11 protein-coding genes and 4 pseudogenes are annotated in these 13,668 nt (G+C 66.9%); 12 read left to right on the forward strand and 3 right to left on the reverse strand.

Annotated elements, in window-relative coordinates:
• Positions 1-3: 3 nt before the first annotated feature.
• From IM25_RS08995 to IM25_RS26765, 6 genes and pseudogenes are all read left to right on the forward strand, one after another.
• Positions 4-615, forward strand: a complete 612-nt coding sequence (locus IM25_RS08995) for a TetR/AcrR family transcriptional regulator (protein ID WP_006550428.1) — start codon at positions 4-6, stop codon at positions 613-615.
• Between the two features lie 9 nt (positions 616-624).
• Positions 625-1,773: an acetyl-CoA C-acetyltransferase gene (locus tag IM25_RS09000; RefSeq protein WP_033096893.1), complete on the forward strand. Its 1,149-nt coding sequence runs from the start codon at positions 625-627 to the stop codon at positions 1,771-1,773.
• 124 nt (positions 1,774-1,897) lie between these two features.
• Positions 1,898-2,167 (forward strand): DUF2277 domain-containing protein, encoded by a 270-nt coding sequence (locus IM25_RS09005; RefSeq protein WP_006550426.1) that lies wholly within the window; start codon positions 1,898-1,900, stop codon positions 2,165-2,167.
• A 118-nt stretch (positions 2,168-2,285) separates the two neighbouring features.
• Positions 2,286-4,604 carry a carbon starvation CstA family protein gene (locus tag IM25_RS09010; protein ID WP_065995975.1) on the forward strand — a complete coding sequence of 773 codons (2,319 nt, stop codon included), beginning with the start codon at positions 2,286-2,288 and terminating at the stop codon, positions 4,602-4,604.
• Positions 4,601-4,783, forward strand: coding sequence for a YbdD/YjiX family protein (locus tag IM25_RS09015; protein WP_019290138.1), 183 nt, complete (start codon positions 4,601-4,603; stop codon positions 4,781-4,783). The genes IM25_RS09010 and IM25_RS09015 overlap by 4 nt, the downstream gene beginning before the upstream one ends.
• A gap of 15 nt (positions 4,784-4,798) precedes the next feature.
• A pseudogene (locus IM25_RS26765) lies at positions 4,799-5,161 on the forward strand (crotonase/enoyl-CoA hydratase family protein); the annotation flags it as partial.
• 27 nt (positions 5,162-5,188) lie between these two features.
• Here IM25_RS26765 and IM25_RS09020 read toward each other — a convergent pair.
• Positions 5,189-5,815, reverse strand: a complete 627-nt coding sequence (locus IM25_RS09020) for a response regulator (RefSeq protein WP_006550423.1) — start codon at positions 5,813-5,815, stop codon at positions 5,189-5,191.
• A 79-nt stretch (positions 5,816-5,894) separates the two neighbouring features.
• On the opposite strand from IM25_RS09020, the pseudogene IM25_RS09025 reads away from it, so the two are divergent.
• The 5 genes and pseudogenes from IM25_RS09025 to IM25_RS09040 form a co-directional block, all read left to right on the forward strand.
• Positions 5,895-6,260 (forward strand): annotated as a pseudogene (locus IM25_RS09025) (VOC family protein); the annotation flags it as partial.
• Between the two features lie 218 nt (positions 6,261-6,478).
• Positions 6,479-6,892: an MmgE/PrpD family protein gene (locus tag IM25_RS09030; protein ID WP_084222262.1), complete on the forward strand. Its 414-nt coding sequence runs from the start codon at positions 6,479-6,481 to the stop codon at positions 6,890-6,892.
• 138 nt (positions 6,893-7,030) lie between these two features.
• Positions 7,031-7,540: pseudogene (locus IM25_RS26770) on the forward strand (FAD-binding protein); the annotation flags it as partial.
• 615 nt (positions 7,541-8,155) lie between these two features.
• Positions 8,156-10,117 (forward strand): ATP-binding protein, encoded by a 1,962-nt coding sequence (locus IM25_RS09035; RefSeq protein WP_006551935.1) that lies wholly within the window; start codon positions 8,156-8,158, stop codon positions 10,115-10,117.
• 237 nt (positions 10,118-10,354) lie between these two features.
• A pseudogene (locus IM25_RS09040) lies at positions 10,355-11,041 on the forward strand (MFS transporter); the annotation flags it as partial.
• A gap of 53 nt (positions 11,042-11,094) precedes the next feature.
• Here IM25_RS09040 and IM25_RS09045 read toward each other — a convergent pair.
• Positions 11,095-11,613, reverse strand: a complete 519-nt coding sequence (locus IM25_RS09045) for a flavin reductase family protein (RefSeq protein WP_006551933.1) — start codon at positions 11,611-11,613, stop codon at positions 11,095-11,097.
• A gap of 256 nt (positions 11,614-11,869) precedes the next feature.
• On the opposite strand from IM25_RS09045, the gene IM25_RS09055 reads away from it, so the two are divergent.
• Entirely contained in the window at positions 11,870-12,466 is a 597-nt protein-coding gene (locus IM25_RS09055) for a TetR family transcriptional regulator (protein WP_442971919.1), read from the forward strand.
• Positions 12,467-12,536: 70 nt separating this feature from the next.
• On the opposite strand, the gene IM25_RS09060 is transcribed toward IM25_RS09055, so the two are convergent.
• Entirely contained in the window at positions 12,537-13,667 is a 1,131-nt protein-coding gene (locus IM25_RS09060; protein ID WP_033096889.1) for an acyl-CoA dehydrogenase family protein, read from the reverse strand.
• Position 13,668 lies beyond the last annotated feature (1 nt).

A 13,668-nucleotide genomic window follows, 5' to 3' on the forward strand; every position in this document is an offset into this window, starting at 1 on the left:
GTCATGACTCCCTCACGCGACGACACCTCCAGCAAGTCCGGACGCCGCGCGGAACTGCTCGACATCGCAGCCGACCTGTTCGCGTCGCGCGGTGTGCGGGCCACGACCGTGCGCGACATCGCCGACGCGGCGGGAATCCTCTCCGGCAGCCTCTACCACCACTTCGATTCCAAGGAGTCGATGGTGGACGAGATCCTGCGGGCCTTCCTCGACGACCTGTTCGACCGGTACCGCAAGATCGTCGCGTCGGGTCTGCCGTCCCGCAAAACCCTCGCGGCACTCGTCACCACCTCCTACGAGGCGATCGACCGGTCGCACGCCGCGGTGGCGATCTACCAGGGTGAGGCCAAGCATCTCGAGGGCGACCGCTTCGCCTACATCGGCGAACTCAACACCGAGTTCCGCGACCTGTGGGTGGGCGTGATCGAACGCGGCGTCGCGGACGGTTCGTTCCGGCCCGACGTCGACGTCGAACTGGTCTTCCGGTTCCTGCGCGACACCGTGTGGGTGGCCGTGCGCTGGTACCGGCCCGGAGGCTCCCTCAGTATCGATCAGGTTGCCCAGCAATACCTTTCCATCGTTCTCGACGGACTGTCGAACCAGAATTCTTCGTAAGGAGACATCATGACCGAGGCCTACATCGTCGACGCGGTGCGCACCCCCATCGGCAAGAAGAAGGGTGGGCTCGCGGACGTGCACCCGGCCGACCTGGGCGCGCACGTGATCAAGGCGCTCGTCGAGCGCACGGGCATCGACCCCGCCGACGTCGACGACGTGGTGTTCGGTTGCGTCGACGCCATCGGCGGCCAGGCCGGCAACATCGCCCGCACCGCGTGGCTGGCCGCCGGCTACCCGCAGCACGTGCCCGGCGTGACCGTCGACCGTCAGTGCGGGTCGAGCCAGCAGGCCCTGCACTTCGGTGCCCAGGCGATCCTCAGCGACACCGCGGATCTCATCGTCGCCGGTGGCGTGCAGAACATGACGCAGATCCCGATCTCCGCGGCCATGATCGTCGGGCAGCAGTACGGCTTCGACACCCCCTTCGGTGGGTCGAAGGGCTGGACGGAGCGCTACGGCAGCGACGAGGTGTCGCAGTTCAAGGGTGCCGAGATGATCGCCGAGAAGTGGGACCTCAGCCGCGAGGAACTCGAGAAGTGGGCGCTGCAGAGCCACGAGCGCGCCAAGGCCGCCATCGCCGAGGGACGCTTCGAGAACGAGATCGTCCCCTTCGGTGACGCCACCGTCGACGAAGGCCCGCGCGAGACCAGCCTCGAGAAGATGGCGTCGCTGCAGACCCTCGTCGAGGGCGGACGCCTGACCGCCGCCGTCGCCAGCCAGATCTCCGACGGCGCATCCGCGGTGCTGCTCGCCTCCGACGAGGCCGTGAAGAAGTACGGCCTGAAGCCCCGCGCGCGCATCCACCACCTCAGCGCCCGCGGCGACGATCCGATCTTCATGCTCACCGCCCCGATCCCCGCCACGCAGTACGCCCTCGAGAAGGCCGGCCTGACGATCGACGACATCGACCTCATCGAGATCAACGAGGCCTTCGCGCCCGTCGTCCTGGCGTGGATCAAGGAGATCGGCGCCGACCCGTCGAAGGTCAACGTCAACGGCGGCGCGATCGCCCTCGGCCACCCGCTCGGCGCGACCGGCACCAAGCTGATGGCGACGCTGCTCAACGAGCTCGAGCGCACCGGTGGTCGCTACGGCCTGCTCACCATCTGCGAGGGTGGCGGGACCGCCAACGCGACCATCATCGAACGCGTCTGACCCACCCCCTTCACATCCGCGCGCCCGTTCGTCACCCGCTGCTGCGATCGCCGCAGCGGACGGACAGCGGGCGCGCGGAAGCGAACGTATGGTCCGGTCCGGAGGTGACGTCTACCCTCGAAGCATGTGCCGGAACATCACGGAGCTGCGGGGGCTCGAGCCGGCTGCGACCGCCGAGGAGATCGAAGCGGCCGCACGGCAGTACGTCCGTAAGGTCAGCGGGATCCACAAACTCTCCGACGCCACCCGGGAGCCGTTCGAACAGGCCGTCGCCGAAGTGACCGCGACGACGACGAGATTGCTCGCGGCCCTTCCCGAGCGGCGGCAACCCCCGCCGTCGGTGCCGCCGCTACGTCGGCCCGAGGTGCAAGCCAGGATCGCCGCACGCGGCTGATCGATTCCGGTTCGTTCGTCGACGCGCGCGGGTAGCGTGACGCTGGTCGAGATTCGAGCACGTTCGAGGCCCGTCGCGACCTCCGCGGGTCTGCGGACGAGCCTGGTGAGGAGCCGATATGGCTGTGGACCCGGCGCCGCCGACCAGCAGCGAGGTGGAATATCTCCGGACCGACCCCGATCTTCCACCGGTCGGTGTCGTCGACCGGACACCGATATCACCCACCGCGAGGATCGTCTTTCTCGTGCTCGCGATTCTGGGGGCGGTCGCCTGGTCGATCATCGCGCTGGTCCGCGGCGAGGAGATCAACGCGGTCTGGTTCGTCATTGCCGCCGTGTGCACCTATCTCGTCGCCTATCGCTTCTACGCGAAGTTCATCGAACGCAAGATCGTGCAGCCACGCGACGACCGTGCGACACCTGCCGAGGAACTCGAGAACGGCAAGGACTACATGCCGACGGACCGTCGGGTGTTGTTCGGCCACCACTTCGCCGCCATTGCCGGCGCGGGCCCGCTCGTCGGCCCGGTGCTCGCCGCCCAGATGGGTTATCTGCCCGGCACGATCTGGATCATCGTCGGCGTCGTCTTCGCCGGTGCGGTCCAGGACTTCCTCGTCCTGTGGATCTCCTCGCGCCGCCGCGGACGCAGCCTCGGCCAGATGGCCCGCGAGGAACTCGGGCCGATCGGCGGCGTCGCGGCGCTCATCGCGGTCTTCGTCATCATGATCATCCTGATCGCGGTGCTGGCATTGGTGGTCGTGAACGCGCTCGCCGACAGCCCGTGGGGCCTGTTCTCCATCGCGATGACCATTCCCATCGCACTGTTCATGGGCGTCTATCTGCGCTACCTGCGACCCGGCAGGGTCGCGGAGGTGTCGCTGATCGGCGTCGTTCTGCTGCTCGTCGCGATCATCGCGGGTGGCTGGGTCGCCGAGACCGACTGGGGAACGAACTGGTTCACCCTGTCCCCGGTGACGATTTCGTGGCTGATGATCGCCTACGGATTCGCGGCGTCGGTGCTGCCGGTGTGGTTGCTGCTCGCCCCGCGCGACTATCTGTCGACCTTCATGAAGGTCGGCACGATCGTCCTGCTCGCGATCGGGATCCTCGTCGCACGACCGAACCTGGAGATGCCCGACATCACGTCGTTCGCCATCGACGGTGACGGCCCGGCCTTCGCGGGGTCGCTGTTCCCGTTCCTGTTCATCACCATCGCATGTGGCGCACTGTCTGGATTCCACGCGCTCATCTCCTCGGGCACCACCCCGAAACTGCTCGAGAAGGAGAAACAGATCCGGCTGATCGGCTACGGCGGCATGCTCACCGAGTCGTTCGTCGCGATCATGGCGCTGGTCACCGCCTGCATCATCGACCAGCACCTGTACTTCACGCTCAACGCTCCGGCCGCCCTCACCGGCGGCACCCCGGAGACCGCCGCCGCCTACGTCAACGGTCTCGGGCTGGGGTCGCCCGACATCACCCCCCAACAGATCTCGGCGGCAGCCGAATCCGTCGGGGAGGAGTCGATCATCTCCCGTACCGGTGGTGCCCCGACGCTCGCGTTCGGCATGTCCCAGGTGCTCAGCGACCTGTTCGGCGGCGACAGCCTCAAATCGTTCTGGTACCACTTCGCGATCATGTTCGAGGCGCTGTTCATCCTCACCACCGTCGACGCGGGAACGCGTGTCGCGCGGTTCATGCTTTCGGACTCGCTCGGCAACTTCGGCGGTCCCGCTCGTCGCTTCAAGGATCCGTCCTGGCGTCCCGGCGCCTGGTTGTGCTCCGCGGTCGTCGTCGGCCTGTGGGGTGCGATCCTGCTGATGGGCGTCACCGACCCGCTGGGCGGCATCAATACGCTCTTCCCACTGTTCGGCATCGCCAACCAGTTGCTCGCCGCGATCGCTCTGACCGTCGTGCTCACCGTCGTCGTGAAGAAGGGACTGGTGAAGTGGGCGTGGATCCCCGGCGTGCCGTTGGTTTGGGATCTGATCGTGACCATGACGGCGTCGTGGCAGAAGATCTTCTCCGGCGACCGCGCGGTGGGGTACTGGGCCCAGCACCGAGCTTTCGTCGACGCGAAGAACTCCGGCGCAACCACATTCGGTTCGGCGAAGACTGCCGACGAGATCGATGCCGTCATCCGCAACACATTCATCCAGGGCACGTTGTCGATCGTGTTCGCAGTGCTCGTGCTCATCGTGGTCGCCGCAGGAGTAGTGGTGTGTACCAGATCGGTCCGGGCCGGAGGTATGCCCACCACCGAAACACCCGACGTGCCGTCGAAGATATTCGCGCCCGCGGGCTTCGTGCCGACCCCGGCCGAGAGGGAACTGCAGAAGGAGTGGGACGAACTGATCGCATCGGGCAAGGTCCGCGCCCCGGGCGCCGCACACACCCATGCCTCGCGGCATCGCGACGGGGACGGAGGTGGGTCGTGATCACAGCACTGCGTCGGGCGTGGTGGTGGATCGGTGCCGTCATGGGCGACCACGACTACGCGAGGTACGTCGAACTGCACCGCCGGCAGCATCCGGATCGACCACCGCTGAGCGAACGCGACTACTGGCGTGAGCGGCACGCTGCAGCGGATGCGAACCCGGGAAGCCGATGCTGTTGAGCGGGGAGATCGGGCATGACGCCGTACGAATCGATCCGCGTCGAGACGCGCGATCGGGTAACGACTGTGATCATGGCCCGTCCCGAGCGCCGGAACGCGGTCGACGGTCCGATGGCCGCCGAACCGGCCGACGCGCCTCGTGCTCTCCAAACCGGTGATCGCGGCAGTGGAAGGCTACGCGGTTGCCGGTGGACTCGAACTGTCACAGTCTTCCCACAGACCTGCATGCGCAACGACCGCCGCTCGGTCTACGAACAGTTCGGCCGCTCCGAATCCGAGGCGCTCGGATTCGTATTCGCCCTCGGTATGGAGTCCGTTGGAAGCGACACGGTCGGAGGGGCAGCGCGGTTCGCGTCCGGGGAGGGCAGGCACGGTTCGTTCTCCTGGCCCGATCCTCGACACCGATCACGCGATCAGGCCCCGCTCGCGCGCCGCGACCACTGCGGCGGTGCGATTGTCCACGTCCAATTTGGTGAAAGCGTGCACCAGATGGGATTTCACGGTTGCCTCGCTGACGAAGAGCTGTTTGGCGATCGCGCGATTGGACAACCCTTCGGCGACCAGCGACAGCACTTCGATTTCGCGGGCGCTGAGGTCGGTGCGGGGCTGCTGCATGCGGCGGTAAAGGCGCTGGGCCACGTCCGGGTCCAGGACGGTCTCCCCACGGGCCGCCGCGAACACCGATTCGATCAGCACTTTCGGGTCGGTGTCCTTGAGGAGGTAGCCCGCCGCACCGGCTTCGACCGCGCGCAGAATGTCCGCGTCCGTGTCGTAGGTGGTGAGTACGACGACCCTCGGCGGATCGGCCGCAGTCAGGATCCGGGCGGTCGCCTGCGCCCCGTCGATCCCCGATCCCAGACGCAGATCCATCAGCACCACATCGGGTTTCTCGGCCGACGCCGAAGCCACGGCTTCCTCACCCGACGATGCTTCGGCGACCACCATGATGTCATCGTGCGACGCCAGCAACGCGCGTAGTCCCGCCCGTACCACCGGGTGATCGTCGACGAGCAGTACACGTACCGCACTCATGCGACCCGCCCGATCGGAAGGGTTGCGGCGACCGCGGTTCCGTCTCCGGGTGCCGATTCCACGACGAGTGTGCCACCCAGTTCGGTTCCTGGGCGTCAACCGCCGCCACCACAGCCTCGCGTTGTGCCCGGCTCCCCCCACCGCCGAACCCGGCCTCGTGCACCTGATGCTCGAGGTCGAGACGCTCGACGCGGTCGGTCAGGCCCTGGACCGGGTGAACAAGTTGGGCTTCTCGATCTCGTCGACCCTGGGCCGGCACACCAACGACAAGATGGTCTCCTTCTACGTGCGTGCCCCCGGCGGATGGGACCTCGAGTTCGGTACCGAAGGCATGCTCGTCGACGAAACCTTCTACACCGCAGAAGAAATCACCGCGGACAGTTACGGGGGTCACGACTGGTCGGGCTCCGAGCCGCTCGCGGCGTTCTCGCCTCCGGTGGGCTGATCGAGTTCGTCCACCCGGATGCCTTCCGACGATGCCACGGCGTACGACGCCGTGGCATCGTCGCGTCGGTGGCCCTGTCCGATCGCCTCGGTACACCCGGGAGGGCGGCTCCCGGTGAGCGGGACCGGAAGGCGGTGCGTCACAGGCTTCGGGGAGAGTGATGTGGATTACAGATCGTGCCGGATCCTCACGCATCTCGACGCGGGCCGTCCCTACGCATGGAACGTACTCGCATGGCACACAAGGTGATCGACCGCCTCGGTGGGGTCGAGGAGGCCACGGTGTTCGGCCGTTCGACCAAAGCGCCTGCTGCCGTTGCTGCTGCGTTCAACTCCGATATCACCTACGCGCTCGACGCGGACGACACACTCTTCGACTCGGCGCACTTCGCGACGATCGTGGTCTCCTCGGCCCGCGCCGAGGCCGAACGCGTCGATGCGTCCGGCGACAGCCTGCTCCGTGCCGTCGCTGTCGGCTACGACATGACCGCGCGGCTCAACCTCGCATGCTCGTTCATGGAGGTCGTCGACGGAAAGATGAAGTGGTGGATACTCGACAGTGCCGTGAAGTACTGCCCGGCCTTGCTGCTACACGGGTGCCTCCATCGATGCGTTGCGCGCGCTCGTCCGTGAACACGGCCGGGGGCCGGACGATATCGAACACATCGAGGTTCGGCTCAACCCCGGCACCTACAGCCAGCGGGTGTTCCACACGCCGGCAACGAGTATCGAACCCGACCATCGTGCCGCGATCCACGGAGCCTTCAACCTCCCGGGCGGACCGGCCAGCTCACCATGTACCAGAACGACAATCAGGCGTTCCTGGTCATCGACGAACAGGCCTACGAGGAAGGAATGGCCACACCGACTTCGAGTCCGCAACTCCGTCGCCAGCCGACCTGGGTGTGAGACGGTGTCGGAGCTCGAGTCCGAAATGGGTCTTCCCGCAGGAACTCTCGGATCGACGGTGGGGCTCTACAATCGGCGCGCCGAATCGGGGACGGATCCGGTCCTCGGAATGAAGGCGGAGTGGGTGCGGCCCCTCCGATCGCCGATCGCCGCGATCGATCTGCGTGGCATGACCGAAGGTTTCACCCTGGGGGACTGCAGACCTCGGTGGACTCGGAAGTTCTTCACGTGGGCTGAGATCCGATTCCCGGTCTGTATGCGGCGGGCCGTTGTACGTCCGGCCTCTCGGCGTGGGGCTACTGCAGCGGCATCTCCCTCGGTGACGGTAGCTTCTTCGGCCGGCGCGCGGGAATGCGCGCGGCGGCGAAGTGAGTGGCACCGGGATGTCCCCTCGGATGCGATGAGCGGAGCATTCCGGATCCGGGTCCAGGAGGGCTCCGCGTCTCGTGTCGTGCGAGCGTGCCACGGGGCGATGCCGGGTTCGCGACCCCTGCCGTGCGCCGGCTCTGCAATTCGCGCCGGCGGTCGGCGACCGGACCTCGGTGCCGGGTGCGCGGCCTGATCGGGTATTCGAGCACGCGAGGAGCGTTGTCGCCGTAGACGAAAAGGGCGGACCGCCTCACCGTCCTCCGCACGCATTGTGTATGTTCGACGCCGCGAACAGGGGGCATCGATGAACGAACACAGGACTGGGCACGGTTGTCGGGGGGCGGCGGGGGCGGGCTGCCGCCGGGATTCCTCGTCGTCTCCGGTGCGGAAGTGTGCGGTCCAGCCCTCGACGGCGGTGTTCGTCCTGCGGCGATCGACGGTTCGGCCGACCGGTTCGTAGGGAGCCGGTCCTCGGGCGAGGACGACCGGCACGGAATTCGTCTCCGTGCCCGGGACGAAGTATGTGCCCGAACGAGGATCTGGTGTAGAACGTTTCGGAAAGATGAAATTTATGTCCGAGAAGCACGTTCTCTTCACCGTGAAAGGGAGATCCGAGAATTGGAGCCGAGCCGAACAGGTGCGCTGCAGATCGGTCGCTGGCGTCTCAAATACAGACTCGCGGCCGTGCTGTCGATTCCCCTCGTCCTCGCTGTCGCTCTCGGTGCCGTGCGCGTCACGACTCAGCTCGACGAGGCGCAGCGGTCGGCCGCATTGTCCGAGCAGACCGTTGTCGCGCCGGCGCTGCTCGACTTCTCCATCGCTGTGATCAGCATTACCGCCGCCACGAGCCTCGGATTCACGCCCAAGAGCGTGGCCGCGGACGATGTGACGCAGTCCATGGACACTCTGAGGGAACTCGCCGCAGGAAGCGATCTCAGCTCCGATGTCGCCGTAGAACTCGATGCGCTGCTCGCGCAGGGCGACCAGCTCTACGCCGCGGTCATGAACTCCTCCCTCGGAGCCGAGGAGTTCGGTCGCATGACCACCGACTTCCTGGTGCGGTGCAGGGATATCTTCCGAGATCTGTTCGATCAGTTCGAGAACCACGACGCTCTCGTCGACGCCACGAACCTGCTCCTGATGTGGGACGCGCAGCTCAACCTCCTCGACCAGATGGAGTCCTTCCGGCTGCTGGCCACCAACCCCGAAGCCGCCCGGATCCTGGCGACCGGCGCCATGAACACCGAAGAGTCGACGCTGCGGCTCCTTCGAGGATCGGGGCTCGATACCGGGCAGATCGACGGGATGCTCGGCGGTATCGAAGCGCGCCGTAGGTTGATCGAGAACTTCACGCCGAGCAGGCAATTCGGGGAAGACCTTCGCAACGCTGTACTTTCGGCGTCCCGGTCTTATGCGGAAGGGATCGACAGCGCCAGCGCGCGTATCATCGGGACGCTCGAAGAACTGGCGGACGAGACACGTACCGCGGCCACCCGCGACGCGCTCTTCGTCACGGCAGCACTCGTACTCGCTCTGCTCCTCGCGATAGCAGTCATCCGTTCCCTGTCGGTGCCCCTGGGACGTCTGCGAGACAACACTCTCGCAGCGGCGAACACCGAGCTTCCCGCCGCCATCGCGGCGGTCAAGGACGGGGCCGACATCGACACCGTCCGTCTCGCTCCCGTCGGCACCGATACGGACGAGGAGATCGGCGAACTCTCCCGAGCGGTGGATTCGATGAACACGCAGGCGCTGCGTCTCGCCGGCGAGCAGGCCCACCTGAGGAAACAGGTGAACGTGATGCTCGAGACGCTGGCACGCCGCAACAAGACCCTCGTCGAACAGCAACTCTCGCTGATCGAATCTCTCGAATACGAGGAGAAGGATCCCGCCCGGTTGCAGAGCATGTTCGCTCTCGATCATCTGGCGACGCGCATGCGGCGTACCGGCGAATCCCTGTTGGTTCTCGCGGGCACGCGCCCGCGTACTCGCAGCGGGCCCGCACCGCTCGGCGACGTGCTCCGCGGTGCGGTGTCCCAGGTGGAGAACTACCAGCGGGTGCAGATCGGGAACACCCCGCGCGGATATCTCGTCGGTAAGGTGGTGAACGACGTGGTGCATCTGGTGGCCGAACTCGTCGACAACGCGCTGCGGGCTTCCCCGCCCACCACTCCCGTCAGGTTCGAGTTCTCCTCCGCCGTGGAGGGTGGCCTGCTTCTCGATATCGCCGATCGCGGAATCGGTATTCCCCGAGATACCATGGAGGAGATCAATATCCGTCTCGCGGCGGGTGAGAATGCCGATGTCGACGCCCCGCGTCAACTGGGATTGTTCGTGATCGGGCGTCTGGCGGCCCGCAACGGCATGAGCGTGCGTCTGAGGCCGACCTTCGACACCGAGACGAACGCCGGTGTCACGGCGTCGGTCTACTTCCCGGCCGCTCTCCTCAGCGAGGTGCACACGGTCCAGCCCACCGTGATGACGGAACGCCCCCGCCGGCTCAGGACCGAGGAACTTCCGTCCTTGGTGCCGTCGACGACGCCTGCCGGAGGTATTGCCCCCGGAAAGCATCGTGGTTGACGTGTGACCGGAAGTGATGCCACCGCCGTCTCGACGGCGGTGGCATCACTCGTACCGCGGGTGTTCCGGTCTGCCGGTGGTCTCGGCCGGCCACCGAACCGTGTTCGCACGGTACCCCCGGCTCACATCCCCCCGACGGACCCGTCGGGAAGATGCACTGCGGACCGGGGGGGCGCGGCCACGGATGCCCCGTCAAGCGTTCGATGTCGTTGTTGAAGCGTTCGAGCCGGGGTTCGCGATCCGTTGGTGGATCTGCGCGTCACCGCCCGCCGGCCCGTGCTGCTCACCAACAGTGCTTCGATCGTGGTGGGTTTCGCGATGTACGCCCAGTCGCTGATTCTTCCGCAGATCCTGCAGCTGCCGGAAGAGACCGGTCACGGACTCGGCCAGTCCATGATCATGATGGGTCTGTGCATGGCACCGGGTGGTCTGATGATGATGGCGGTCTCTCCCATCGGAGGAAAGCTCTCGGCTGGCCACGGCCCGAAGACCACGCTGCTGGTGGGCTGCTTGATCATCGCTCTGGGGTACACGGCAGGGCTGCTGTTGATGGGATCGGTCCTGGGCCTGGCAGTCGTCGCCACGATCTGCAGAACGGGAGTCGGGTTCGCATACGGTGCGATGCCCGCCCTGATCATGGGGGAGGTCCCTGCCACGGAGACGGCATCCGCCAAAAGCGTGAACAGTCTCATGCGGTCGGTCGGCACGTCCTCCGCTTCCGCCGTCGTCGGTGTCGTCCTCGCACAGATGAGCGTGCCGTTCGCCGGTCATACCATTCCCACGGAGTCCGGCTTCCGGGTCGTCCTGCTGACGGGCGCAGGCGTCGCGCTTCTCGCGGCTGTCCTCACCGTCGCCGGTCCGCAGTCGCGCCGGGCCCGTCTCGCGAAGGTTGCCGCCGGCGCGACGCCCTCCGTGAGGGTGTGACGACGACTTCCTCCGCCCGTCGGTACCGGCGGACGGAGGAAGTATCCGCGGAGTTACCGCGCGTCGAGCCCGAACGCCCCGCGGTAGAACACCATCGGACTCCGGTCGCCGACGCACTCCAGTTCGGCGACCCGGCCGATGACGACGTCGTGATCACCCGCGACGTGCACGTCCTCCACCGATGCGTGCACCCGCAGCAGGACATCCGGCAGCGACGGAGTGTCCCAGCGGGACAATTCCCAGTGGAGACCGTCGAACTTCGGACCGCGGCTCGACCCGAAACGCGCGCACAGATCACTCTGGTCGGCACCGAGCACGTTGACGGTGAACCGGCCGACGCGGCGGATCCGCGGCCACGCGCGCCCGCGGTGATCCGCGCAGAACAACACGAGGGGCGGTTCGAGCGAGACCGACGCGAACGACTGGCATGCGAAGCCGGTGGGCCCGTCCTCGTCGAGACCGGTCACGACGGTGACGCCGCTCGCGAACCGTCCCATGGCACGTCGCATCTCGTCGGGGCCCGGCAGTTCGATCCTGTGGTCGGTGTCGCGGGTCGGTATCCGGGTCTGCATGTGGCTCACTCCGATTCGATCGTGGAGGTCGACTCCGACCGTCCTTCTCCGACTCCGACGTTACGGCCCGAGAAAGTCGGGACGGACCGGCTTCTCGCTCAGTGGACGCTCGGATCCGATGCCGTCCCAGCACGACGTCCGGTGCCCGTGCTCCCACCGTTCGGGACCGTGGACGATCCGCGATGCGACAATCTGCCGGGCGGTTCGGTGCAGAATCGACGGGTCGTCATCGTGGAAAGGGGGACCGGTGCCCAGAATCGGTAAGGCGCGGGACGGAGCCGAGCCGACCTCGGTCGAACAACGGCGACGCCATGTGCGGATCCTCGAGGCTGCAGCGCGGCTGGGGTCCGAGCACGAATTGGCCCGCGTGCAGATGACCGAGGTGGCGAAGAACGCCGAGGTCGCGATCGGCACCCTGTACCGGTACTTTCCGTCGAAGACGCACCTGTTCGTGGCGTTGCTGCTCCACCGGCTCCAGCTCGGCGCCGAACGGTTGCCCGAACGGAAACCGGGGACGAGCGCGCGCGAGGCGATCACCGAGACGCTCGTCGAGATGACCCGCCGGTTCGTCGACCGACCACGCCTGGCCTCCGCGATGTTGCTGTCCAACAGCACCGCCCCGGCCTCGGTGGTTCCGGACTCCACCGAGGTGAGGCGGACGTTCCACCGAATCCTGTTCGAGAGGGCAGGCCTCGACGAGCCGACAGAGGAGGATCGCAACGCCGTGCGGCTGCTGTCGATGTTGTGGTCCGGACTGCTGGTGACCTATCTCAACGGCGGAGCGACCCTCGAGGAGACCGAGGCCGATGTGCGGAGGAGCTGCGACCTGCTGCTCGCGCACCTGTCGGAGTAGGGCACCGGAAACGACGCGAGTCCCCCTCCACGGTCTGCGGAGAAGGACTCACGTCATCGGTGCGAGAAGACTATCCGGCCGCACCGATCGGGGGTGCGGTGTCCAGGACGTCCCCGAGGGCAGCTGCCGTCGCGTCGGCGCCGCCGAAGGTGAACGCAAGCTGCCGGCCCCACAGGAAGTAGCGGTGGATGGGGTAGTCGATGTCGGCGCCGATGCCGCCGTGCAGGTGCTGGCCGGTCAAGCCCACCCGCACACCGCCGCGGGACGCCCACCACTTGGCGACCAGGGCCGCGGAGTCGGCTTCGTCCTCGCGTCCGACGTCGATCAACCACGCGGCCTTCCGCACCGTGAGTCGGATCGCTTCGGTGTCGAGGTAGGCATCGGCCGCGCGCAATGCGACAGCCTGATTCGTCGACAGCGGGCGGCCGAACTGTACGCGCTCGGAGGTGTACTTCGCCGTTGCCCGCAGCGTCTCCTCGCACACCCCGAGCTGAACGGCAGCCAGAGCGATGCGGATACGACGACGGGTCCAGGTCGCGATCTCCTCACCGTCACCGGGCAGGACGTCCTCGGCTCCGATGTGCACGTCCGTGAAGCGCACCGCGGCTTCGGCGCCACGTCCGGTCACGGCGACCGGGACGGCCTCGACGCCGGTCGCGTCCACCGGTGCGACCACCACGGCGACCGAGTCGTCGTCGCAGCGGACCGGGACGACGACGCCGGCGATGATGGGAGCCCACGGAACGGACGGAATCTCACCGCTGATGACGAGATCGTCGCCCTTGCGGATCGCTGTCACCGTGGGGCTCGCGCCGGGGGTGTCGTCGAATGCGCCGGTCAGGACGACCGACCCGTCGATGAGCTTCGGAACGTAACGCTCGACCTGGGTTTCCGTGCCGAACTGTGCGAGCGGAAGAGCCGCACCGGCCACGGTGGACCACACGGGAACGGGTGCGACGCGGCGGCCCTGCTGCTGCAGGATCGTCGTGAGCCCGAGCATGCCCATGCCGGCGCCGCCGACGGACTCGGGCAGAGCGAGTCCGAGGATCCCGGCGTCGGCGAGTGCCTGCCACAGGGTGGCGTCGAAACCGCCCTCCTTGCGCTCCACCTCGACCACACGCTCGACCTTGGCCAGCGAACCGAAGACCTGCGACGCGAGGTCCTCGACCGCGATCAGGTCGTCATCGAGTTCGAATTCCATG

Origin of the sequence: Rhodococcus sp. p52, from assembly GCF_000763325.2 — a bacterium.
In the GTDB taxonomy this organism is placed as follows: Bacteria; Actinomycetota; Actinomycetes; order Mycobacteriales; family Mycobacteriaceae; genus Rhodococcus; species Rhodococcus pyridinivorans.